We start from the raw sequence: 24015 nt of genomic DNA on the forward strand, positions 1-24015 counted from the left end.
ATTGAACACACGGAACCTGCAAAACCCCATCATGGACCCTTCCCCTGGTATCACCCTCGCTACACTCTTCGCCGATTTCGGCATGATTCTTTTTGCACTGATCCTGGTACTGCTCAACGGTTTCTTCGTTGCAGCGGAATTTGCCATGGTCAAACTGCGCGCCACCCGGGTCGAGGCCATCGCCCACAAGAACGGCTGGCGCGGGCAGATCCTGCGCACCGTCCACAGTCAGCTCGACGCCTATCTGTCGGCCTGCCAATTGGGTATTACCCTCGCCTCCCTGGGCCTGGGCTGGGTCGGTGAGCCGGCCTTTGCGCACATCCTCGAGCCATTGCTGGGCGCCATCGGCGTGCAATCGCCTGAAGTGATCAAAGGCGTGTCGTTTTTTGCCGCCTTCTTCGTGATTTCCTACCTGCACATCGTGGTCGGTGAATTGGCCCCCAAGTCCTGGGCAATTCGCAAACCCGAGCTGCTGTCGCTGTGGACGGCGGTGCCGCTGTACCTGTTCTACTGGGCCATGTACCCGGCGATCTACCTGCTCAACGCCAGCGCCAACGCCATCTTGCGTATCGCCGGCCAAGGCGAGCCCGGCCCGCACCATGAGCACCATTACAGCCGCGAAGAACTCAAGCTGATCCTGCACTCCAGCCGTGGCCAGGACCCAAGCGACCAAGGCATGCGCGTACTGGCTTCGGCTGTGGAAATGGGCGAGCTGGAAGTGGTGGACTGGGCCAACTCCCGCGAAGACCTGGTGACCCTGGACTTCAACGCCCCGCTCAAGGAAATCCTCGCGCTGTTCCGCCGCCACAAATTCAGCCGCTACCCGGTGTATGACGCCGATCGCAACGAGTTTGTCGGCTTGCTGCACATCAAGGACCTGCTGCTGGAACTGGCTGCCCTGGACCACATCCCCGAGTCGTTCAACCTGGCCGAGCTGACCCGCCCGCTGGAGCGTGTCTCGCGGCACATGCCGCTGTCACAGCTGCTGGAGCAGTTCCGCAAAGGCGGCGCGCACTTTGCCCTGGTGGAAGAAGCCGACGGCAAAGTCATCGGCTACCTGACCATGGAAGACGTGCTGGAAGTGCTGGTCGGCGATATCCAGGACGAACACCGCAAGGCCGAGCGCGGCATCCTCGCCTACCAGCCAGGCAAACTGCTGGTGCGTGGCGACACGCCGCTGTTCAAGGTGGAGCGCCTGCTGGGCGTGGACCTGGACCACATCGAAGCCGAAACCCTGGCCGGCTTGATCTACGACACGTTGAAACGCGTGCCGGAAGAGGAAGAAGTGCTGGAAGTTGAAGGCTTGCGCATCATCATCAAGAAGATGAAAGGGCCGAAGATCGTCCTGGCCAAGGTGTTGCTGCTGGATTGACGCCTCAATTGCCCAACGCAAAGTTGGGCAATTTGCCAAGCGGCTGGTTGAACTCATACGGAATCGAAACCAGCCCGGCCTCGGAAGCCTTCTGCACCACAAAATGCAGATGCGGCCCGCTGCTGTTGCCGGTATTGCCCGACAACGCCAGTGGGCTTCCCACCACCACACGCTGCCCTGCCCTTACGCTGACCGAACCTTGCTTGAGGTGCAAATACACGCCCTCGGTGCCGTCATCGTGGCGTATGCGCACGAAATTCCCGGACGCGTCATTACCGCGCCCGGCCTGGTTATTTTCGGTCTTCACCACCATCCCGCTACGCGCCGCAATGATTGGTGTGCCTTCGGGCATGGCGATATCCATGGCGTAGCGGCTCTTGGCGTCGGTGTGGCTGAAGCTGCCGTTAGGGCCTTGGGTCAAGCGAAACGGCCCACCACGCCAAGGCAAAGGATAGCGATAGGCTTGCTGTGGATAACTTGATGTGGGCATATCCAGCACCGGCCGTTTGGTCCGTTCCACCCGGCGCTCCTGCATCACAAATGCCTGGGCGCCCGGCGTTTGCCGGTCGCTGAAAGACACCACGCCATTGGCATCGGTGGTTTTGTAGAGGGTCATGGCCAGGGTCGAAGTGCAAACCGTGGCCAGCCCACAGAACAGGACTAGGCGAATGAACATGACGTACCTGCCGGGATGACTGAACGGCAGGCTAGCAAGGGTAGATGACAGCTCTAAGCGGGCAGCGCGGTAAAGCAGATATCCACATTCATCCGGGCGGCGGCCGACAGGTTGACCAGCGCATCAAGGGAAAACTTGTCGATCTTGCCGTTGAGCACGTCGTTCAAGCGCGGCTGACTGATACCGAGCCTTTGTGCCGCGTCTTTCTGAGAAAGCTCCCAGCTGCGGATGGTGTTGCACAACTCCAACAACAACTTTGAGCGCATGCGCATATTGGCGGCTTGTTGGGGCGTGTCTTCCAGAGCATCCCAGACGCTGCTGAAACGTTCGGTGTGAATTTTTGAGTCTGTCATGGGCTTAACCTATCTCCTGCAATCTGGCACGAGCCAGTTCGATATCCCGCCCTTCGGTTTTCTGTGTGGTTTTGCGCAGCGCGTGCAGCACATAGACTGCTTCCGGCCGATTAATCACATAGAACACTCGAAACGCTCCTGATTCCTCAGTGATCCGAATTTCGCTGACGCCCCTCCCGATAGTCTTCATCGGCTTGCAATCAAAAGGCTGTTCACCCTGCTGCAAGAGATCCAACTGAAAGCCGGCAGCCCTTCGGGCGTCGAGAGGGAATTCTTTGAGATCCTTGAGCGAGCTTCCTAAAAACACCACATCCTTATGCCTTGGCATTTGCTTCTCCTTTCCTGGAAAGAAGAAGCCTAATCGACGATTCAGCCAAAGGCGGTGCAGGTGTGTTTCAAGGCATAGCAAAGGCTCGATAACACTGACGCGTTATCGAGAGACTATATCGAAATGGATATAAATCAAGCGGCCCAGCGGGAATCAGACGGTCGGTCGATTCCCTTGATTCAGGCGATCAAGCTCCCGGCACGAAGTGCTTCTGCGCCGTACCGCGCGCGATCAGGCGGGAGATGTAGTCGAGCTTCTGCGCATCCTGGTCAATAAACCGGAAGGTCAGTTGCAACCAGTCGCTGTCAGGCCGTGGCTCATAGGCGACGATGGCGTGCAGGTAGCCGTTGAGGCGCGCGACTTCGGCGTTTTCGCCTTGCTCAAGGTCGAGCACGGCGCTTTCCAGTACCTGCGGCAGCACTTCACCGCGACGGACCACCAGCAGCGCTTCCTTGATGCTCAGCGCCTTGATCACACATTGCTGGTTGCCGCTGGACAGCCGCAGTTGGCCATGGCCGCGACCGCCGGCAGGCGAGGCAGCAGGCGCTTGCACCGGTTGGCTGTTGAGCAGGCCTTTGCTCGGCGCAGCTATCGGCGCCGGTTTGGCCGCCTCGGGCTTGCCGCCGGTCAAGGCATTGAGAGAGTCGTTGCCGAAGGCCGAGTTCATCTTGGTCGGCGCGCTGGCGATAAGGGCGTCGAGACGGCCGATCTTGTGCAAAGCCTGCTTGACCTTGTTCAGCAGTTGCTCGTTGGTGAACGGCTTACTGACGTAACCGGAAACCCCGGCCTGGATCGCCTGCACTACGTTTTCCTTGTCGCCACGGCTGGTCACCATCACGAACGGCATGGCTTTGAGATGGGCTTGTTCACGGCACCAGGTCAACAGCTCAAGGCCAGACATCTCAGGCATTTCCCAGTCGCACAGCACCAGGTCGAAGGTCTCACGCATCAGGATGGATTGCGCCTTTTTGCCGTTTACCGCGTCTTCAATCTTGATGCCTGGGAAGTAGTTGCGCAGGCACTTCTTCACCAAATCGCGGATAAACGAGGCGTCGTCCACCACCAATACACTGACTTTACTCATCGACCCTTCATCCTATTAAAACTTCGGCATGCAAAACGCCTGACTGATGGCATTTTGCCAAAACTCGCTGGTCACAGAAGGACTTATTGCTCCTGCTGCGCAAATAAATTCAGATGCCACAAACGAAAACGCCCGACCAAAGGCCGGGCGTTAATGTCTCGGGCAACCTTACTTATCGTCAGTTTCGCCCGGAACATTAGGGATTTGATCGGCCGTGCCTTCAACTTCGGCTTTCATGCGCTTGAGGCCCATGTGCCGCACGTCGGTGCCGCGCACCAGGTAAATCACCAATTCCGAGATATTGCGCGCGTGGTCGCCGATCCGTTCCAGGGAACGCAATACCCAGATGATGTTCAAGACCCGCGAGATAGAGCGCGGGTCTTCCATCATGTAGGTGGCCAGCTCGCGCAGTGCGGTCTTGTATTCGCGGTCGATGGTCTTGTCGTATTGCGCCACCGACAACGCCAATTCGGCGTCGAAGCGGGCGAAAGCGTCCAGCGCATCGCGCACCATATTGCGCACTTGGTCACCGATGTGGCGCACTTCCACGTAACCGCGTGGCGCCTCGCCTTCTTCGCACAGCTGGATAGCGCGGCGGGCGATTTTGGTGGCTTCGTCGCCGATGCGCTCCAAATCGATTACCGACTTGGAGATGCTGATGATCAAACGCAGGTCGGAGGCCGCCGGCTGGCGACGGGCCAGAATGCGCAGGCATTCTTCATCGATATTGCGTTCCATCTGATTGATCTGGTCATCAATCTCGCGCACTTGCTGGGCCAGGCCAGAGTCGGCCTCGATCAACGCAGTAACGGCATCGTTGACTTGCTTCTCCACCAGCCCGCCCATCGCCAGGAGGTGGCTGCGCACCTCCTCAAGCTCGGCGTTGAACTGCGCGGAGATGTGGTGGGTAAGGCCTTCTTTGCTAATCATGGGTTTGCTCCGCAAAAGCTGTAAGCTGCAAGCTACAAGCTGCAAGCTGATGTGTGTCGTTGATCAAACTGCTTCCACTTGCCGCTTGAAACTTGCGGCTTGCAGCTGGGGCTAGCCGTAACGACCGGTGATGTAGTCTTCGGTCTGCTTCTTCGCCGGGTTGGTGAACAAGGTGTCGGTGTCGCCGAACTCCACCAACTTGCCCATGTACATGAACGCGGTGTAGTCGGAAACCCGCGCCGCCTGTTGCATGTTGTGGGTCACGATGACGATGGTGAACTTGGACTTGAGTTCGTAGATCAGCTCTTCGACTTTCAGCGTCGAGATCGGGTCGAGTGCCGAGCAGGGTTCGTCGAGCAGCAACACTTCCGGCTCCACGGCGATGGTGCGGGCGATCACCAGACGCTGCTGCTGGCCGCCGGACAGGCCGAGTGCCGAGTCGTGCAGGCGGTCTTTAACCTCGTCCCACAGCGCCGCGCCTTTCAAGGCCCACTCAACGGCTTCGTCGAGGATGCGTTTTTTGTTGATGCCCTGGATGCGCAGGCCGTAAACCACGTTTTCGTAGATGGTCTTGGGGAACGGGTTCGGCTTCTGGAACACCATGCCCACGCGACGGCGCAGCTCGGCCACGTCTTCGCCCTTGCGGTAGATGTTAGTGCCGTACAGGTTGATCGCGCCTTCTACGCGGCAACCGTCAACCAGGTCGTTCATGCGGTTGAAGGTGCGCAGCAGCGTGGACTTGCCGCAGCCGGACGGGCCGATAAAGGCGGTCACGCGCTGCTTGGGGATGTTCATGCTGACGTCGAACAGCGCCTGCTTTTCACCGTAGTACAGGCTCAGGCCCGGAACTTCGATGGCCACGGTTTCCTGGGCCAGGCTCAGGCTCTGCTTGTCGCGACCCAGGGCCGACATGTTGATGCCGTGGGTATGGGTTTCATGTTGCATGGGATGCTCCCTGTGCTACCAATTCGTTTGGTTGAACCGCCGGGGCGGTTTACTCAAAAATCTGTGTCTGTCTCTGGACCCTTGAGGAGCTGGCTTGCGTGGGAGCTGGGCTTGCCCGCGATGCAGGCACCGCGGTGTGTCAGCCACACCGCGATGATGCTATCGCAGGCAAGCCAGCTCCCACACAAGCCGGCCCCACAGGGAATCGCTTTAGCTGTCCAGCGCCTTGTATTTTTCGCGCAGGTGGTTACGAATCCACACGGCCGACAGGTTGAGCGTGGCGATCACCAGCACCAGCAGCAAGGCGGTGGCGTATACCAGCGGTCGTGCGGCTTCGACGTTGGGGCTCTGGAAGCCAACGTCATAAATATGGAAGCCCAGGTGCATGATTTTCTGGTCAAGGTGCAGGTACGGGTAGTTGCCATCCAGCGGCAGCGACGGTGCCAGCTTGACCACACCCACCAGCATCAGCGGCGCCACTTCACCGGCGGCGCGGGCCACGGCGAGGATCATGCCGGTCATCATCGCCGGGCTGGCCATCGGCAGCACAATCTTCCACAGCGTTTCCGCCTTGGTTGCGCCGAGTGCCAGGGAACCCTCACGCACGGTACGAGGAATCCGCGCCAGGCCTTCTTCAGTGGCCACGATCACCACCGGCACCGCCAGCAGCGCCAGGGTCAGCGAAGCCCACAGCAGGCCAGGCGTACCGAAGGTCGGCGCCGGCAGAGCTTCAGCGAAGAACAAACGGTCGACCGAGCCACCCAGTACATACACAAAGAAGCCCAGGCCGAACACGCCGTAAACGATGGCCGGTACGCCGGCCAGGTTGTTCACCGCGATACGGATAATGCGGGTCAGGGTGTTCTGTTTGGCGTATTCACGCAGGTACACCGCCGCCAGCACGCCGAACGGGGTCACGATCATCGCCATGATCAGGGTCATCATCACGGTGCCGAAGATGGCCGGGAAGATCCCGCCTTCGGTGTTGGCTTCCCGTGGGTCGTCGCTCAAGAATTCCCAGACCTTGCTGAAGTAGAAACCCACCTTGGTCAGGGTGCCCATGGCGTTCGGCTGGTAGGCGTGCACCACTTTGCCGATGCCGATTTCGATTTCTTTGCCGTTGCCGTCGCGGGCCGTCAGGCTGTCGCGGTTGAACTGGGTGTGCAGGTCGGCCAGGCGCGCTTCGATGTCCTGGTAACGGGCATTCAGCTCGGCGCGGCCGGAGTCCATGTCGGCCTGGGCGGCAGCGTCGAGCTTGCCTTCCAGCTCCAGCTTGCGCCCGTGCAGGCGGATGCGTTCCAGGCCAGCGTTGATCGCGCCGATGTCGGTTTTCTCAAGGCTCTTGAGCTGGGCCGCCAACTTGTTCACGCGATCGACGCGGGCTTGCAGCTCCGGCCATGCGGCTTCGCCTTCGGCGATCACCTTGCCATCTTGCTTGACGTTGACCAGGGTGCCGTAGAAGTTGCCCCACTCACGACGCTCGATGGCCATCAGGTTCTTCGGGGTGGTCTGGTCTTTCAACCACTCGCCGACGATCCAGGTGAAGTCGTTGCCATTCAAGTCGCGGTTACCGACCTTGATCAGCTCGCGGGTCATGAATTCCGGGCCTTGGTCCGGCACCGGCAGGCCCGCGCTTTTCAGGCGCTCGCGCGGCACTTCTTCCTTCTGCACCACTTCGCCGATGACGATATGGTTTTCCTGGCCAGGCACGCTGTAGTTGGCCTGGATCAGGTCGGCCGGCCAGAAGTGGCCCAGACCACGCACGGCAATCACGGCCAGCAAACCAATGGTCATGATGACCGCGATGGACACCGCGCCACCGCTGATCCAGACGCCGGGGGCGCCGCTCTTGAACCATCCATTCAGGGAGTTCTGTTTCACAGACTTCTACCTTTCTTAAAGCGACGAGTATTTCTTGCGCAGACGCTGACGGATCAGCTCGGCGAGGGTGTTCATGATGAAGGTGAACAGCAGCAGCACCAGCGCCGAGAGGAACAGCACGCGGTAGTGACTGCCACCGACTTCCGACTCAGGCATCTCCACCGCAACGTTGGCCGCCAATGTGCGCAGGCCTTCGAACAGGTTCATCTCCATCACCGGGGTGTTGCCGGTGGCCATCAGCACGATCATGGTTTCACCCACTGCGCGGCCCATGCCGATCATCAGTGCGGAGAAGATGCCCGGGCTCGCGGTCAGGATCACCACGCGGGTCATGGTCTGCCATGGCGTGGCGCCCAGGGCCAATGAGCCCAGGGTGAGGCCGCGTGGCACGCTGAACACGGCGTCTTCGGCGATGGAGTAGATGTTCGGGATCACCGCAAAACCCATGGCCAGACCGACGACCAGGGCGTTGCGCTGGTCGTAGGTGATGCCCAGGTCGTGGGAGATCCACATGCGCATGTCGCCGCCAAAGAACCAGGTCTCCAGGTATGGGCTCATGTACAGCGAGAGCCAGCCCACAAACAGGATCACCGGAATCAGGATCGCACTTTCCCAACCATCCGGAACGCGCAGGCGCAGCGATTCAGGCAGGCGGCTGAAGACAAACCCGGCGACCAGGATGCCAATCGGCAGCAACATCAGCAGGCTGAAAATCCCCGGCAAGTGCCCTTCCACATAAGGCGCCAGGAACAGGCCAGCGAAGAAGCCGAGGATCACCGTCGGCATCGCTTCCATCAGTTCGATCACCGGCTTGACCTTGCGGCGCAGGCTCGGGGCCATGAAGTAAGCGGTGTAGATTGCCGCGGCAACTGCCAGTGGCGCCGCCAGCAACATGGCGTAGAACGCAGCCTTCAGGGTACCGAAGGTCAGCGGGGCCAAACTCATTTTGGGTTCGAAGTCGGTGTTGGCGGCGGTCGATTGCCAGACGTATTTAGGCTCGTCGTAGTTTTCGTACCAGACCTTGCTCCACAGCGCGCTCCAGGACACTTCCGGGTGCGGGTTGTCGAGCAGCAGCGGTTGCAGCTTGCCGCCGGCTTCGACGATCACGCGGTTGGCGCGTGGCGACATGCCGAACAGGCCTTGACCATCCACCACCGGATCGACCAGCAGCGTGCGGTGCGCGGTACTGTGGAACACGCCGAACTTGCCGGATGCGTCCAGGGCGGTGAAGCCTTTGCGACGCTCCTCGGCGGTGATTTCAACGATTGGCGCGGTGCCCATCTGGAAGGTGCGGATCTGCTTCAGGCGTTGCTCGCCGTCCGGGTCACGGGCCATGAACCATTGGGCCAGGCCGCCCTTGGAGTTACCGACGATCAGCGAGATACCGCCCACCAGCTGGGTGCTGGCAGTGATTTCGGCGTTGCCGTCTTCCAGCAGTTTGTAACGACCGTTGAGGCTCTTGTCGCGCAGGCTGAACACATCGGCGAGCGCACGACCGTTGATCACATACAACCACTGCTGGCGTGGGTCGATGAAGATTGCCTTCACCGGTTCGGTCATTTGCGGCAGCTCGATACGCTTCTGCTCGCTGGTGACTTCACCGGTCATCATGTTTTCTTCGCGGCTCAGGCTCAGTACGTTCAAGTACGAACCCGCGGAACCTGCAACCACCAGCGACGAGTCAGTGGCGTTGAGGGCGACGTGCTCCAGCGGGCGGCCCTGCTCGTCGAGGACGATGGACGTTTCGCCGTAGGGGTATTCAATGGCCGGCGTAATGGTCTTTTTGCCTTCCGGGTACGACACTTTATAAGTGTGGCGGAACACCAGGGACTGGCCATTGGACAAACCGAGGATCACCAACGGGCTGCCTGGCTGGTCCTTGCCGATCGAGACCACAGTGGCGCCAGCAGGCAAAGGCAGGTCGACACGTTTGAGCTCGGCACCGGTGCTCACATCAAAGAACAGCGCCTGGCCCTTGTCGGAAACCCGCATGGCAACTTGGTTCTGTTCTTCGAGGGAGATCATCAACGGCTTGCCGGCGTCCTGCATCCAGGCGGGTGTCAGCGCGTCTTCCTTGGTCAGCGAAGCACCTTGGAACAAAGGTGCAACGACATAAGCCAGGAAGAAGAAGATCAGGGTAATTGCGCCGAGCACGGCGAGGCCGCCGATCAACACATACCAACGGGTCAGGCGATCTTTGAGCGCGCGAATGCGGCGCTTGCGTTGCAGCTCAGGCGTATTGAAATCAATACGCTTGGGGGGAGAAGTCGTCGTCATGGTGGAATTGGCCAGATCATTCATGCGCACACCCTAGCGATCCTGTATGACAGAAAGATGACAATGCAGTGACGCAAGAAATCCGCCGCGTAGCAGGGCTGGCAGCGGATTAAAGAATTAGAGGTGTAGACGGGCTTGAAGAGTAAGGGGTTACTGTGGCGAGCAAGCTTGCTTGCGCTGGGGGGCGAAGCGCCCCCAAGGCTTGCGACTGCTACGCAGTCGAACGGGAGCAAGCTCCCTCGCCACAGCAAGCCCGCTTCCACAGGGCCCGCTGCTACACCGGTATTGCAGGCTTAGTTGCCTTCTTTCAGGCCCAGGTCAGCCAGTGCCTTGGCGGCAACTTTGGCTGGCAGTGGGATGTAACCGTCTTTCACTACTACTTCCTGGCCCTGTTTGGACAGAACCAGTTTCACGAACTCAGCTTCCAGCGGGGCCAGAGGCTTGTTCGGGGCTTTGTTGACGTACACGTAGAGGAAACGCGACAGCGGGTATTTACCGTTCAGGGCGTTTTCTTCGCTGTCTTCGATGAAGTCAGTGCTGCCTTTCTTGGCCAGGGCCACGGTCTTCACGCTAGCAGTTTTGTAGCCGATGCCCGAGTAACCGATGCCGTTCAGCGAGGAGCTGATCGACTGCACGACCGAAGCCGAGCCTGGTTGTTCGTTCACGTTTGGCTTGTAGTCGCCTTTGCACAGGGCTTCTTCTTTGAAGTAGCCGTAGGTGCCGGATACCGAGTTACGACCAAACAACTGAACCGGCTTGTTGGCCAGGTCGCCGGTCACACCCAGGTCGCCCCAGGTTTTAACATCGGCTTTAGCGCCGCACAGACGAGTCGAGGAGAAGATCGCGTCGACTTGTTCCATGGTCAGGTGCTGGATCGGGTTGTCCTTGTGCACAAACACAGCCAGGGCATCCACGGCAACCGGGATAGCGGTTGGCTTGTAGCCGTACTTCTGCTCGAAGGCCGCCAGTTCGGTGTCCTTCATCTTGCGGCTCATCGGGCCCAGGTTGGAGGTGCCTTCAGTCAGCGCAGGAGGTGCAGTGGCGGAGCCGGCAGCCTGAATCTGGATGTTGACGTTCGGGTATTCCTTTTTGTAACCCTCGGCCCACAGGGTCATCAGGTTAGCCAAGGTATCGGAACCGACGCTGGACAAGTTGCCCGACACACCAGTGGTCTTAACGTAAGCCGGGATTGCCGGATCAACTCCAGCGGCCACCGCGTTGGCGGTCGCAACGCCAGCAGCGACAAAAGTCATTGCCGCCATCAAACGTTTCAGTTTCATGCCTTGCTCCTAGCAGATAGGGATAGTTGGATCGGGGCCAAGTATCGGTAGGCCGTGTGAACACTCTATGTCTGGAATATGACAATTAGATGAAAGGCCAGTATTTATGAAAAACCTGACAGGAAGGGGGAAGTGCAATAAATCCGGGGCTTGCGAGGAGGTTTAGGCGGCTGGAGCAATGTTTCGGAAACACTCTGTAATCGTTGCTGGCATTGATCGTTCCCACGCTCTGAGTGGGAACGCATCCAGTGACGCTCTGCGTCACGACCTTCAAAAGCGGACGCAGAGCGTCCAGGCCGGCATTCCCACGCAGAGCGTGGGAACGATCATTCAGCGCCCGCGCTTCCACAGGTAGCCGCCCACCGCCATCCCCATTACACACAGGACAGCCACGTAGTAAGCAGGCCCCATCGGGCTTTCCTTCATCAGCAGCGATACCGCCAGTGGCGTCAAACCACCAAATACGGCGTAGGCCACGTTATAGGAGAACGACAAACCGCTGAAACGCACCACTGGCGGGAATGCTTTCACCATCACGTAAGGCACTACACCGATGGTGCCCACAAACAGGCCGGTCAACGCGTACAGCGGGAACAACCAGTCCGGGTGGGCCATCAGGCTGTGATACAGCGTCCAGGAAGTGGCCAGCAGCAACGCGCAACCGGTGACCAAAACGCGACCGGCACCAAAACGGTCAGCCAGCGCGCCGGACGCAATGCAGCCCAGGCTCAGCGTAACGATCGCCAGGCTGTTGGCTTGCAGCGCAACCGTCGGGCTGAAGTGGTAGATGGTTTGCAGCACGGTCGGGGTCATCAGGATGACCACAACCACACCCGCCGACAGCAACCACGTCAACAGCATCGACAGCACGATGGCGCCACGGTGGTCACGCAATACCGCGCGCAATGGCAACTCGGCAGCCAGGGTTTTGCGCTGCTGCATCTCAGCGAAGATCGGTGTTTCATGCAGCCAACGGCGCAAGTACACCGACAGCAGGCCGAACACACCCCCCAGCAGGAACGGGATACGCCACGCGTAATCCGAGACCTGCTCCGGGGTATAGAGGGTGTTGATGGCGGTAGCCACCAGCGAACCCAGCAGGATACCGGCGGTGAGGCCGCTGGTCAGGGTGCCGCAGGCATAGCCGATGTGGCGCGGCGGCACGTGTTCGGAGACAAACACCCAGGCGCCAGGTACTTCGCCGCCAATGGCGGCGCCCTGGATGACGCGCATCAGCAGCAACAGCAGCGGCGCCCACAGGCCGATCTGTGCGTAGGTCGGCAGCAGGCCCATGATCAGGGTCGGCACGGCCATCATGAAGATGCTCAGGGTGAACATTTTCTTGCGGCCCAGCAGGTCACCGAAGTGCGCCATGATGATGCCGCCCAGCGGGCGTGCCAGGTAACCGGCGGCGAAGATGCCGAAGGTCTGCATCATGCGCAGCCATTCGGGCATGTCGACGGGGAAAAACAGCTTTCCGACCACGGTAGCGAAAAACACGAAGATGATGAAGTCGTAGAATTCCAGCGCCCCGCCCAAGGCAGACAGCGAAAGGGTTTTGTAGTCGTTGCGGGTCAGCGGGCGCGAAGGTTGCGCGCTGCTTGCGGGCACGGAGGACATGGCAAGGCTTCTCTTATAGTAATCAGAACAGCAAGCCCGGGACTTGCGGCAGGTTTGGCAAGATAGCAAATCGTTTGAAAAAGCACAGCGTCTACCGAATCACAGTTCAGATGGGCGAAATATTCCCCATTCGTGCGCTTTCCCTGCAATCAGAAACACAGTTGCGCGAAAAAGCCGCATAACAGCCGCGATTTGCCGACCAAATGAGCGCCGGGAGGTCGTCGCGGCGCCAGCGTCTCGATATACTCGGCCCTTGCAAGCGCCAAACCCGCTGTCTTGAGGGGCTGCTGTGCCAAAACGTCGTTGGGTGCCACCCAGCCGTTTTGGCAGAGTTTCCCTTTAGTGCGCCTTACGAGAAACGTATCGAGCGGTGTATGTTGGTGCTGAAACGTTTTTCCCGAAGACGGCTATCCACTTGAAACACCCATGAAGCGTTACGGGTCAGAGGCACCCTTGGCATGATCGAACTCGAACAAGAAGATCCTATCCCGCAAGGCGATCTCGCCCTGCAAATCACCGCATTGCCACGTGAAACCAATGGTTTTGGCGATATTTTTGGCGGCTGGCTGGTCGCGCAGATGGACCTGGCAGGCACGGCAATGGCCAGCAAGGTCGCCGGCGGCCGCGTGGCTACCGTGGCCATTGATCGCATGGCCTTTCTGGTGCCGGTCGCGGTCGGTGCGCAATTGTCCTTCTATACCCAAGCCCTGGAAATTGGCCGTAGCTCGATCCAGATGATGGTCGAAGTGTGGAGCGACGACCCGCTGTCCAGTGAATGGCGCAAAGTTACCGAGGCGGTGTTCGTGTTCGTCGCCATCGATGGCAGCGGCCGCACGCGCTCGGTGCCGTCTCGCGCGCGTTAAACCTCGTCGGGTTTTGACGGTCAATTGCCCCATTGCCTGCCATTAAAGAGTGCTTCGTATGCCTGTGCCCCACGTTGAAAGCGTAAAAATCGACGAACTGGACTGCTGGCGCATTCGCCACAACGGCGCTGAATTGATGGTGGCCCAACAGGGCGCGCACATCTTCAGTTACCAGCGCAAGGGCGAGCAGCCGCTGATATGGCCAAACCCTGCGGCGGTGTTCAAGCAAGGCAAAGGCATCCGTACCGGCGTGCCGGTATGCTGGCCATGGTTTGGCGTGTTTGACCGCAACCCGCAGAGCGTCAAGGCAATGCGCCAGAGCGAGCAACCGGCCGGTGCCCATGGTTTTGTGCGCACGGCACAGTGGGAGTTGGCTGCGAGCGAACTCGAAGGCCAGGCGCTACGGGTGGACTTGGTTCTGCCGGTTCCCGAGGGCGGCTTCCCCGGCTGGCCGCATCAGGTCAACCTGACGTTGAGCCTGCTGCTTGACGATCAACTGCACATCCGCCTGACCAGCCACAACCGTGGCACCGACACTGTGACCCTCAGCCAGGCGCTGCACACGTACTTCGCCGTGAGTGACGTACGCAAGGTGCAGGTCGAAGGGCTGGATGGGCTGGCGTATATCGACACCGCCGATGGCTGGGCCGAGAAGAAGCAGTCCGGCCTGCTGCACTTCAGTGCCGAGACTGATCGTATCTACCTGGATACGCCGGCGCAGTTGAATATTGTCGATAAGGATTGGCAGCGCCGCATTCAGCTCACCAGCCAGGGTTCGAGCTCGACCGTGATCTGGAACCCATGGACCGAACGCGCCAAGGCGTTTGACGACATGGCCGATGATGGCTGGCAGGGCATGCTGTGCATCGAAACGGCGAATGTGCTGGATGATGTGGTGAGCTTGGCGCCGGGTCAAAGCCATACTTTGGGCGTGAACATCAACAGTATCGCCCTGTAAAAACCAATCAACATGTGTGAGCACGCTTGTGTGGGAGCTGGCTTGCCTGCTCCCACACAAGCCCGCTCCCACATTGGGTTCTGCGTCATGATCTAGAGATCGGACTCTTTCACTACCCTGACCTTCCCCGCATCCAGCGCATACGCCGCATCTGCCAGGTCATTGTTGACCTTCTCCACCTTCAACGTGCCCGTCACCCACAGCGGCGTGTAGATATCATCCAGCTTCAGCCCCTTGGGATAACGCACCAGCACCAGTTGGTTAGGTGGCGGTGGCGGCACGTGGATGCAGGCGCCCGGGTATGGCACCAGGAAAAACAGCGTGCTGCGGCCCTTGGCGTCGGTTTCCAACGGCACCGGGTAGCCGCCAATGCGGATGTTCTTGCCGTTCATGGCGGCCACGGTCTTGGTCGAATACATCACCGCCGGCAAGCCTTTGCTCTGCTTCAAGCCACCTTTATCGGTGAAGGTGCCTTGGGCTTCGGGGGAGTTGTGGTCGATCTCGGGCATGGCTTCGAGGGCTTTCTGGTCTGAAAGCGGCATCAGGTCGAGCCAATCGGTTTCCGGCAGTTCACCGGCGTGCGCCAGGCCAGAGCCCAACAGGAGAAGTGTGAATAGAAGACGGCGCATGAAAAAGCTCGGCAAGTTCAGATGCCGAGCATTCTAGCCCTCTGCGCCTGCGCAGCGCAGAGGGCTTTGTCGCTTAGATCATTTCTTTCTCAGCAGGCCGTAGATCACCAGCAGCACGATGGCGCCGATCAGCGCGCCGAGGAAGCCCGCGCCTTGACCCGCCTGGTAGATGCCCAGGGCCTGACCACCGTAGGTGGCGACCAGGGAACCTGCGATACCCAGCAGGATGGTCATGATCCAGCCCATGCTGTCGTCGCCAGGCTTGAGGAAGCGCGCCAGCAGGCCGACGATCAAGCCGATAAAGATGGTTCCGATGATACCCATGGCATTTCCCTCTGAATGATGTGAACTACACAAAAGCCTAGTCAGACTTTAGCGTCCTGCAATCAGAGAGGCGACGATAACCAATGGTTCCCGCCGCCCTCAAGGTTATTGCTCGGCGATCAATGCTTCGACCTTGAGGATCTGCGCCTCAAGGGTCGCACGGTCCTTGCAACGCAGGTTGGCGTGGCCAACTTTACGCCCGGCCTTGAAAGCCTTGCCGTAGTGATGCAGGTGGCAGTCATCAATGGCGATGACTTTTTCTACCGGCGGGACTGCGCCGATAAAGTTGAGCATGGCGCTCTCGCCGACCTTCGCTGTGGAACCCAGCGGCAAGCCCGCCACCGCCCGCAGGTGGTTTTCGAACTGACTGCACTCGGCACCTTCGGTGGTCCAGTGCCCGGAGTTGTGCACGCGCGGGGCTATTTCGTTGGCCTTGAGGCCGCCGTCGACTTCAAAGAACTCGAACGCCATCACGCCGACGTAATCCAGCTGCTTGAGCACGCGGCTGGAATAGTCTTCGGCCAGGGCCTGCAGCGGGTGGTCGGTGCTGGCCACGGACAGCTTGAGAATGCCGCTGTCGTGAGTGTTGTGCACCAACGGGTAGAAGCGGGTCTCGCCGTCACGGGCGCGCACAGCGATCAGAGAAACTTCACCGGTGAACGGCACAAAGCCTTCCAGCAGGCAGGCAACACTGCCCAGTTCGGCAAAAGTGTCGACCACATCGGCAGCAGTGCGCAGGACTTTCTGGCCCTTGCCGTCATAACCCAGGGTGCGGGTCTTGAGCACGGCTGGCAGGCCGATGCTGGCAACGGCGGCGTCAAGGTCCGCCTGGGACTGGATATCGGCGAAGGCGGGGGTCGGGATACCCAGGTCCTTGAACATGCTCTTCTCGAACCAGCGGTCACGCGCGATGCGCAAGGCTTCGGCGCTCGGGTACACCGGCACGAACTGCGACAGGAAGGCCACGGTTTCGGCCGGGACGCTTTCGAATTCGAAGGTCACCAGGTCGACTTCATCGGCCAGTTGGCGCAGATGGTCCGGGTCGCTGTAGTCAGCGCGCAGGTGTTCACCCAGGGCAGCGGCGCAGGCGTCCGGCGCCGGGTCCAGGAAAGCGAAGTTCATCCCCAGCGGGGTGCCCGCCAAGGCCAGCATGCGACCCAGTTGGCCGCCACCGATTACACCGATTTTCATCAATCAATACCTTCAGGCGATACGTGGGTCTGGATTGTCCAGCACGCTGTCTGTCTGCTCAGCACGGAATTTTTTCAGCACCGCATGGAACTGCGGGTGCTTGGCGCCCAGGATGCTGGCGGACAGCAACGCAGCGTTGATCGCGCCGGCCTTGCCGATTGCCAATGTAGCCACCGGAATACCGGCCGGCATCTGCACGATGGACAACAGCGAATCCACGCCCGAGAGCATCGACGACTGCACCGGCACACCGAGCACCGGCAGGTGGGTCTTGGCCGCACACATGCCTGGCAGGTGCGCCGCACCGCCGGCACCGGCGATGATCACCTCGATGCCACGGGATTCTGCTTCATCGGCATACTGGAACAGCAAATCCGGGGTGCGGTGGGCAGAGACCACTTTCACTTCATACGGAATGCCGAGTTTTTCCAGCATATCGGCGGTGTGGCTAAGGGTGGACCAATCGGACTTGGAGCCCATGATCACGCCAACCAATGCACTCATCGTCGTGCCTCTTCTCTCTGGGCGCCCGCAGGCGCGTCAAAAAACAACAAGCCACGCGGGAAATCCGGCGTGGCTTGGTGTACGAATTAAGGCCGGTTGGACCGGCCGAAGGCCGCGCAGTATACCGTAATAATCCAGATAAACAGCCCCTGGAATGACCATCTGTCTTACGGCGCAAAGTGGCGGTTTTATTGACTTCTAAGTCAGCGAAACCGGCGCAAATTTCCCCTGAGAAAAAGGGTCAATGTGGGAGCTGGCTTGCCTGCGATAGCATCACCTCACTTATGGCTGATGTACCGAGGCGCCTGCATCGCAGGCAAGCCAGCTCCCACAGTTGATCTGCATTGCGCTCAGGTGCTTTGTGCAGCCCCGCCTTCCAATTTGCGCCATAGCAGCCGCACGTTCGCCTTGCGCACCAACGCGCAGCGATACAGACGAATCTCCAGCGGCACATGCCATTGCGGGCCGCCGCACACCACCAGTTCGCCACGTGCCAGTTCGGCACGCACGCTCAACTGCGGCACCCAGGCGATACCCAAGCCTTCAAGGGCCATGCTCTTGAGACTGTCTGCCATGGCAGTTTCGTAAATGGTGGTGAAACGCAGGGCGCGCTGGCGCAGCAGCAAATTTACCGAGCGCCCGAGAAAGGCGCCGGCACTGTAGGCCAGCAACGGCACGCTGCCCTCACCCTCCAGGTCGAACAGCGGTTTGCCGTCGGCGTCGGCGGCGCACACCGGGAGCATCTCGGTGTTGCCCAGGTGCAGCGACGGGAAGATTTCCGCGTCCATCTGCATGGCCGCATCCGGGTCGTAGAACGCCAGCATCAAGTCGCAGCCGCCTTCGCGCAGGGCGTGCACTGCATCGCCAACGTTGGTGGCGACCAGTCGGGTCGCGATGTTAAGGCCCTCGTTACGCAGTTGCGCGATCCAGCGCGGGAAGAAGCCCAATGCCAGGGAGTGCGCGGCCGCCACTTGCATGACTTCGCCCTGCCCACCTTCCAGGTGATGCAAATGGCGCAGCACTTCACCGAGCTGTTCGACCACCGTGCGCGCGGTGACCAGGAACAACTGCCCCGCCGCCGTCAGCTCGACGGGCGTGCGCGAACGGTTGACCAACGTCAGGCCCAACGCGGCTTCAAGGCTACGGATACGCCGGCTGAACGCTGGCTGGGTGACAAAGCGCCGCTCCGCTGCCTGGGAAAAGCTGCGGGTTGCCGCCAGGGCGCTGAAGTCTTCCAGCCATTTGCTCTCAAGGTTCATCGCTTCCTCCCACGGACACGCACCATTTTGGCACACACGCCCGCCATGATAACCGGGTCACATCAACATTATGCCGTTTGTGCATAGGCCAGTGTTTAACAGCATTGGCCCAAAAACTTCTACAAGCCTAGCATTCGCAGCGTTCCGGCCTGTTCCGGGTCCATATCGAGATGATTTCCGTCATGTCCTCCGCTGCATCATTCCGCACAGAAAAAGACCTGCTTGGCGTACTCGAAGTACCGGCTCAAGCGTATTACGGCATCCAGACCCTGCGAGCGGTGAACAACTTCCGCCTCTCGGGCGTTCCGATTTCGCATTACCCGAAATTGGTGGTCGGCCTGGCAATGGTCAAGCAAGCAGCCGCTGACGCCAACCGCGAGTTGGGCCAGCTCAGCGAAGCCAAGCACGCTGCCATCAGCGAAGCCTGTGCCCGTCTGATCCGCGGCGATTTCCACGAAGAGTTCGTGGTGGACATGATTCAAGGCGGCGCTGGCACTTCGACCAACATGAATGCCAACGAAGTCATCGCCAACATCGCGTTGGAGGCCATGGGCCACAACAAGGGCGAGTACCAGTACCTGCACCCCAACAACGACGTGAACATGGCGCAGTCGACCAACGACGCCTACCCAACCGCGATCCGCCTGGGTCTGCTGCTGGGCCATGACGCGCTGCTGGCCAGCCTCGACAGCCTGATCCAGGCGTTCGCCGCCAAAGGCGTCGAGTTCGGCCACGTGCTGAAAATGGGCCGTACCCAATTGCAAGATGCCGTGCCGATGACCCTCGGCCAGGAATTCCGCGCCTTCGCCACCACCCTGGGTGAAGACCTGGCGCGCCTGAAAACCCTGGCGCCAGAGCTGCTGACCGAAGTGAACCTGGGCGGCACCGCCATCGGCACCGGCATCAACGCCGACCCGCGTTACCAGGCCCTGGCCGTACAACGCCTGGCGCTGATCAGCGGCCAGCCGCTGGTTCCGGCTGCCGACCTGATCGAAGCCACCTCCGACATGGGCGCTTTCGTGCTGTTCTCCGGCATGCTCAAGCGTACTGCGGTGAAGCTGTCGAAGATCTGCAATGACCTGCGTCTGCTGTCCAGCGGCCCACGCACCGGCATCAACGAGATCAACCTGCCGGCACGCCAGCCAGGCAGCTCGATCATGCCCGGCAAGGTTAACCCGGTGATCCCGGAAGCCGTGAACCAGGTCGCGTTCCAGGTTATCGGTAACGACCTGGCCCTGACCATGGCAGCCGAAGGCGGCCAACTGCAGTTGAACGTGATGGAGCCGCTGATCGCTTTCAAGATCTTCGACTCGATCCGCCTGCTGCAACGCGCCATGGACATGCTGCGCGAACACTGCATCGTTGGCATCACCGCCAACGAAGCCCGTTGCCGCGAACTGGTGGAACACTCCATCGGTCTGGTCACCGCGCTGAACCCGTACATCGGCTATGAAAACGCCACCCGCATTGCGCGTATCGCCCTCGAAAGCGGCCGCGGCGTGCTGGAACTGGTGCGCGAAGAAGGCTTGCTCGACGACGCCATGCTCGACGACATCCTGCGCCCCGAAAACATGATTGCTCCACGTTTGGTCCCGCTGAAGGCCTAAGCGTTTGATGCACCGCTCACCAGGTTGAGGGACTAGACACCTCTCACCTTTTGAGGGCCTGAAGGCTCGTTCTTCAGGCCCTTTTTTTTGCCCCAAGGTTGTGAAATGACGCCCATAAAAAATCCAATATCGCCCTGCAAACCCTCCTTGCCTGCAACCGCCTGGCTGAAACCTTTAATCGCCCCGTGCAGACGGATCACGCTCGCCTAGGTATAGTGCCGCCCCTCTTCGCGTCTGCGGCCGTCGGTAACGAGGCCCGCAGACATCGCGAAAGCGCATGAATAACAACACCCGCAAAAGGATTGGGGCGAAGCGTCGTGCACTGCCTGGTGCTGAGCGACGCGTCGGACCGTCCTGCGTTTGCCATTAGAAAAATCAGCGAGGAACACTCCATGCTCGAAGTCATCAACGACTTCCTCTCAGGGAAAGTACTGATCGTGCTCATTGTCGGGCTCGGCGGTTATTTCACGATCCGCTCGCGTTTCGTACAGTTGCGTCACTTTTTCCACATGTTCTCGGTGTTCAAAGACAGCCTGAAGAGCAGCGCCGGCCAGCTCAGTTCCTTCCAGGCGCTGATGCTCAGCCTGGCCGGCCGCGTGGGTGCCGGTAACATCGCCGGTGTCGGCATTGCCGTGACCCTGGGTGGCCCGGGTGCCGTGTTCTGGATGTGGGTCACCGCGCTGGTGGGCATGTCCTCGAGCTTTATCGAGTGCTCCCTCGGCCAGTTGTACAAGCGCACCGATGCCGAGGGCACCTACCGTGGCGGCCCGGCGTATTACATCCAGCACGGCTTGCAGAAGCGCTGGCTGGGTATGGTCATGGCGTTCCTGTTGCTGGTGACTTTCGGTTTCGCCTTCAACGGCCTGCAAGCCCACGCCGTGACTCACTCGCTGAACAACGCCTTTGGCCTGGACACCACCTACACCGGCCTGGCGCTGGCGGTATTGCTGGGCCTGGTGTTCATCGGCGGGATCAAGCGCATCGCTTCGATTGCCGACCTGCTGGTGCCGGTCAAGACCCTGGTCTACATCGCTGTGACCCTGTACGTGATCGTGCTGCAATTCGACCACGTGCCGGCCATGCTCGCGACCATCGTCAAAAGCGCTTTCGGCCTCGACCAAGCCTTCGGTGGCCTGGTGGGCAGCGCGATCATCATGGGTGTGAAGCGCGGCGTGTTCGCCAACGAAGCCGGTCTGGGCAGTGCGCCTAACGTGGCGGCAGTGGCCTCGGTAGAACACCCGATCGCCCAAGGCGTGGTGCAGGCGTTCAGCGTGTTCCTCGACACCTTCGTGATCTGTACCTGCACCGCGTTGCTGATCCTGCTCTCCGGTTTCTACACCCCAGGTTTTGAAGGCGACGGCATTGCCCTGACCCAGAACTCCCTGGCGGCGGTGGTCGGTGACTGGGGCCGGATGTTCATCTCGGTGGCCCTGGCGTTGTTCGTGTTCACCTCGATCATGTACAACTACTACCTCGGCGAGAGCAACCTGCGCTTCCTGGTGGGTAACAACCGCAAGGTGCTGATGGGCTACCGTGCGCTGGTGCTGGTGCTGATTTTCTGGGGTTCGATCGAGAACCTGAGCACCGTGTTCGCCTTCGCCGACATCACCATGACCCTGCTGGCGTTCGTCAACCTGTTCGCCCTGGCGTTCCTGTTCAAGATTGCCATGCGCATCCTCAATGACTACGACAACCAGCGTGCCGCAGGCATCAAGACGCCGGTGTTCGACTCCAGCCAGTTCCCTGACCTGGACCTGGACCGCAAGGCCTGGCCGGCCAACCCGGCAAAGGCAGAAGTCACCTCGGCTGAACTGAGCGCTCAAGCGCAACGTTAATCACCGCTAGATGACACGCCGCCCGGCCTTGGGCATGCTCTGGGCCCGGCGGCGTTTTTCGTTCAGGAGATTTTTCATGCAACCAGCTAACAACGTGATGGTGCTCTACACCGGCGGCACCATTGGCATGCAGGCCAGCGCCAACGGCCTGGCGCCTGCGTCGGGTTTTGAGGCGCGCATGCGCGAACAGCTCGCCGATGCAGCAGTGCCCACCTGGCGCTTTCAAGAGATGTCGCCACTGATCGACAGCGCCAACATGACGCCCACCTACTGGCAACATCTGCGCAGCGCCGTGGTTGAGGCCGTGGACGCAGGCTGCGATGCGGTGCTGATCCTGCACGGCACCGACACCCTGGCCTACAGCGCGGCAGCCATGAGCTTTCAACTGCTGGGCCTGCCGGCGCCGGTAGTCTTCACCGGCTCCATGCTGCCGGCCGGCGTGCCCGACAGCGATGCCTGGGAAAACGTCAGCGGCGCGTTGACCGCGCTGGGCGAAGGCCTGGCGCCGGGCGTGCAGCTGTACTTCCACGGCGCGCTGATGGCGCCGACCCGTTGCGCGAAAATCCGCAGCTTCGGTCGCCACCCGTTTGCGGCCCTGCAGCGCAATGGCGGCGTCGCCCAGGCCGACATGATCCCGGCCGCCCTGCATTACCGCCAGCCCAAAGCCTTGGCCAATGTCGGCGTATTGCCGCTGGTGCCGGGCATCGCCGCCGCGCAACTGAACGCGTTGATCGACAGCGGCATCCAGGCGCTGGTGCTGGAATGCTTCGGCAGCGGCACCGGGCCGAGCGATAACCCTGATTTTCTCGCCAGCCTCAAGCGTGCGCAGGAACTGGGTGTAACCGTCGTGGCAATCACTCAATGCCATGAAGGCGGCGTGGAACTGGACGTGTACGAAGCCGGCAGCCGCCTGCGCGGCGTGGGCGTGCTGTCCGGTGGCGGCATGACCCGTGAAGCGGCGTTCGGCAAGCTCAATGCCCTGCTCGGCGCCGGGCTTGAGGCCAGTGAAGTGCGCCGCCTGGTGGAACTGGACCTGTGCGGCGAACTGAGCTGACCGGCATGTAACTTGCTCCACTTCCAGCCATCCCCTGGCTGGAAGTTTCCATGCTGCATTCCCACCTCACCACCCTCAATGCTGTTTCGCTGGTGCTCAACACCTTCAAAGGTTTGCCCCATGAGGCACTGCTGGCCGGCAGCGGCATCTGTGCGGCGGACTTGACCCGGGCCGACACGCGCATCACCACCAATCAGGAAATGCGCGTGTGCGCCAATGCCGTGGCCCTGCGCCGCGATGTCGGCCTGGAGCTGGGCGCACAAATGCATGTGTCGGCCTACGGCATGCTCGGTTACGCCCTGCTCACCAGTGCCACCTTTGGTGACGCATTGCGACTGGCCCTGCGGTATCCGGCGCTGCTGGGAACACTGTTCGAGTTGAGCCTTGAAGAGGACGGTGAGCGAATCTGGTTCACCGCCGGCGACTACCGGGAAAACCCCAGCCTGGAAATGTTCAACGTCGAGCTGTGCCTGGCGTCATTGAAAGTGATCTGCGACGACCTGCTCGGCCAGCCTCTGCCCTTACTGGCTGCGCGCTTTGAACATGATGCCCCCGACTATCGCATGCGCTACGCCGAGCGCTTCCCCTGCACGCTGCAATTTCAGGCCACCGCCAATGCCTTTGCCTTCGACAAACACTGGCTGGACCAGCCGCTGCCCCTGGCCGACGCCATTACTCACCAGGCGATGGCCGAGCGTTGCCGCAAACAAAACCTGGAGTTCACCGGGCGCCAGGCCTGGCTCGGCAGAATTCGCCAGCTGCTCGCCGCACAGCTCAACGCCGCGCCGGGCCTGGAGGGCTTGGCCGAGCAGATGAACTGTTCGGCACGCACCCTGCGCCGGCATCTGCATGACCTGGGCTGCAGCTACCAGGAGCTGCTGGACGAGCTGCGTTTCGAGCGCGCCAAGCAACTGCTGGCTGAGGACCACTGGCCGATTTACCGGATTGCCGAGGCACTGGGCTTCAGCGAAACGGCAAGTTTCAGGCATGCCTTTGTGCGTTGGAGTGGCGTGGCGCCGAGCCAATTTCGCGCATGATGCTTCAT

At 60.5% G+C, this 24015-nt stretch carries 22 protein-coding genes; 7 read left to right on the plus strand and 15 right to left on the minus strand.

The annotated features are described in order from the left end of the window. The first annotated feature begins 31 nt into the window (after positions 1-31). Positions 32-1372 carry a hemolysin family protein gene (locus HBO41_RS22655; protein ID WP_017135804.1) on the plus strand — a complete coding sequence of 447 codons (1341 nt, stop codon included), beginning with the start codon at positions 32-34 and terminating at the stop codon, positions 1370-1372. 4 nt (positions 1373-1376) lie between these two features. On the opposite strand, the gene HBO41_RS22660 is transcribed toward HBO41_RS22655, so the two are convergent. From HBO41_RS22660 to HBO41_RS22705, 10 genes are all read right to left on the minus strand, one after another. Further along, positions 1377-2048, minus strand: coding sequence for a peptidoglycan DD-metalloendopeptidase family protein (locus tag HBO41_RS22660; RefSeq protein WP_099550241.1), 672 nt, complete (start codon positions 2046-2048; stop codon positions 1377-1379). Positions 2049-2101: 53 nt separating this feature from the next. Continuing rightward, positions 2102-2401: a helix-turn-helix domain-containing protein gene (locus tag HBO41_RS22665; protein WP_099550240.1), complete on the minus strand. Its 300-nt coding sequence runs from the start codon at positions 2399-2401 to the stop codon at positions 2102-2104. 4 nt (positions 2402-2405) lie between these two features. After that, a complete protein-coding gene (locus HBO41_RS22670) occupies positions 2406-2729 on the minus strand; it encodes a type II toxin-antitoxin system RelE/ParE family toxin (protein WP_056860877.1) in 324 nt (107 codons plus the stop codon). Between the two features lie 187 nt (positions 2730-2916). Further along, entirely contained in the window at positions 2917-3813 is an 897-nt protein-coding gene (locus HBO41_RS22675; protein WP_169987837.1) for a response regulator, read from the minus strand. Positions 3814-3981: 168 nt separating this feature from the next. Beyond that, entirely contained in the window at positions 3982-4743 is a 762-nt protein-coding gene (phoU, locus tag HBO41_RS22680) for a phosphate signaling complex protein PhoU (RefSeq protein WP_016971674.1), read from the minus strand. 111 nt (positions 4744-4854) lie between these two features. Continuing rightward, positions 4855-5688 carry a phosphate ABC transporter ATP-binding protein PstB gene (pstB, locus tag HBO41_RS22685; RefSeq protein ID WP_017135801.1) on the minus strand — a complete coding sequence of 278 codons (834 nt, stop codon included), beginning with the start codon at positions 5686-5688 and terminating at the stop codon, positions 4855-4857. A 210-nt stretch (positions 5689-5898) separates the two neighbouring features. Next, on the minus strand, positions 5899-7569 hold the full coding sequence (gene pstA / locus HBO41_RS22690; protein WP_017135800.1) for a phosphate ABC transporter permease PstA: 1671 nt from the start codon (positions 7567-7569) through the stop codon (positions 5899-5901). Positions 7570-7584: 15 nt separating this feature from the next. After that, positions 7585-9618: an ABC transporter permease subunit gene (locus tag HBO41_RS22695; RefSeq protein WP_169987980.1), complete on the minus strand. Its 2034-nt coding sequence runs from the start codon at positions 9616-9618 to the stop codon at positions 7585-7587. Between the two features lie 521 nt (positions 9619-10139). Next, positions 10140-11126: a phosphate ABC transporter substrate-binding protein PstS gene (locus tag HBO41_RS22700; protein WP_017135798.1), complete on the minus strand. Its 987-nt coding sequence runs from the start codon at positions 11124-11126 to the stop codon at positions 10140-10142. A gap of 330 nt (positions 11127-11456) precedes the next feature. Beyond that, positions 11457-12746 carry an MFS transporter gene (locus tag HBO41_RS22705; protein ID WP_169987839.1) on the minus strand — a complete coding sequence of 430 codons (1290 nt, stop codon included), beginning with the start codon at positions 12744-12746 and terminating at the stop codon, positions 11457-11459. A 458-nt stretch (positions 12747-13204) separates the two neighbouring features. Between HBO41_RS22705 and HBO41_RS22710 the strand changes: the two genes are divergently transcribed. Continuing rightward, positions 13205-13609, plus strand: coding sequence for an acyl-CoA thioesterase (locus HBO41_RS22710; RefSeq protein ID WP_003176975.1), 405 nt, complete (start codon positions 13205-13207; stop codon positions 13607-13609). A gap of 58 nt (positions 13610-13667) precedes the next feature. Next, positions 13668-14567 carry a D-hexose-6-phosphate mutarotase gene (locus HBO41_RS22715; protein WP_169987841.1) on the plus strand — a complete coding sequence of 300 codons (900 nt, stop codon included), beginning with the start codon at positions 13668-13670 and terminating at the stop codon, positions 14565-14567. Positions 14568-14659: 92 nt separating this feature from the next. Here the strand turns inward: HBO41_RS22715 and HBO41_RS22720 are convergent, their stop codons facing one another. The 5 genes from HBO41_RS22720 to HBO41_RS22740 all read right to left on the minus strand — a co-directional run bounded on the left by HBO41_RS22720 (position 14660) and on the right by HBO41_RS22740 (position 18474). Further along, a complete protein-coding gene (locus tag HBO41_RS22720) occupies positions 14660-15196 on the minus strand; it encodes a DUF3299 domain-containing protein (protein ID WP_017135795.1) in 537 nt (178 codons plus the stop codon). A gap of 78 nt (positions 15197-15274) precedes the next feature. Further along, positions 15275-15520, minus strand: coding sequence for a GlsB/YeaQ/YmgE family stress response membrane protein (locus tag HBO41_RS22725; RefSeq protein ID WP_015886585.1), 246 nt, complete (start codon positions 15518-15520; stop codon positions 15275-15277). A 105-nt stretch (positions 15521-15625) separates the two neighbouring features. Further along, positions 15626-16711 (minus strand): 5-(carboxyamino)imidazole ribonucleotide synthase, encoded by a 1086-nt coding sequence (locus HBO41_RS22730; protein WP_169987843.1) that lies wholly within the window; start codon positions 16709-16711, stop codon positions 15626-15628. A gap of 12 nt (positions 16712-16723) precedes the next feature. After that, positions 16724-17215, minus strand: coding sequence for a 5-(carboxyamino)imidazole ribonucleotide mutase (gene purE / locus HBO41_RS22735; RefSeq protein WP_003195648.1), 492 nt, complete (start codon positions 17213-17215; stop codon positions 16724-16726). A gap of 350 nt (positions 17216-17565) precedes the next feature. Further along, positions 17566-18474 (minus strand): LysR substrate-binding domain-containing protein, encoded by a 909-nt coding sequence (locus HBO41_RS22740; protein WP_043048142.1) that lies wholly within the window; start codon positions 18472-18474, stop codon positions 17566-17568. A 182-nt stretch (positions 18475-18656) separates the two neighbouring features. Here HBO41_RS22740 and aspA point away from each other — a divergent pair, with 182 nt between their 5' ends. The 4 genes from aspA to HBO41_RS22760 all read left to right on the plus strand — a co-directional run bounded on the left by aspA (position 18657) and on the right by HBO41_RS22760 (position 24007). Then, a complete protein-coding gene (aspA, locus tag HBO41_RS22745) occupies positions 18657-20081 on the plus strand; it encodes an aspartate ammonia-lyase (protein ID WP_017135792.1) in 1425 nt (474 codons plus the stop codon). Between the two features lie 392 nt (positions 20082-20473). Next, positions 20474-21916 (plus strand): sodium:alanine symporter family protein, encoded by a 1443-nt coding sequence (locus HBO41_RS22750; RefSeq protein WP_138450575.1) that lies wholly within the window; start codon positions 20474-20476, stop codon positions 21914-21916. Positions 21917-21992: 76 nt separating this feature from the next. Then, on the plus strand, positions 21993-22970 hold the full coding sequence (locus HBO41_RS22755) for an asparaginase (protein WP_017135790.1): 978 nt from the start codon (positions 21993-21995) through the stop codon (positions 22968-22970). A 50-nt stretch (positions 22971-23020) separates the two neighbouring features. Next, a complete protein-coding gene (locus HBO41_RS22760) occupies positions 23021-24007 on the plus strand; it encodes an AraC family transcriptional regulator (protein WP_099550238.1) in 987 nt (328 codons plus the stop codon). The last annotated feature ends 8 nt before the right edge of the window (positions 24008-24015 follow it).

The sequence above is a fragment of the Pseudomonas sp. WS 5146 genome, from assembly GCF_012985495.1.
GTDB classification, from domain to species: Bacteria; Pseudomonadota; Gammaproteobacteria; order Pseudomonadales; family Pseudomonadaceae; genus Aquipseudomonas; species Aquipseudomonas edaphica.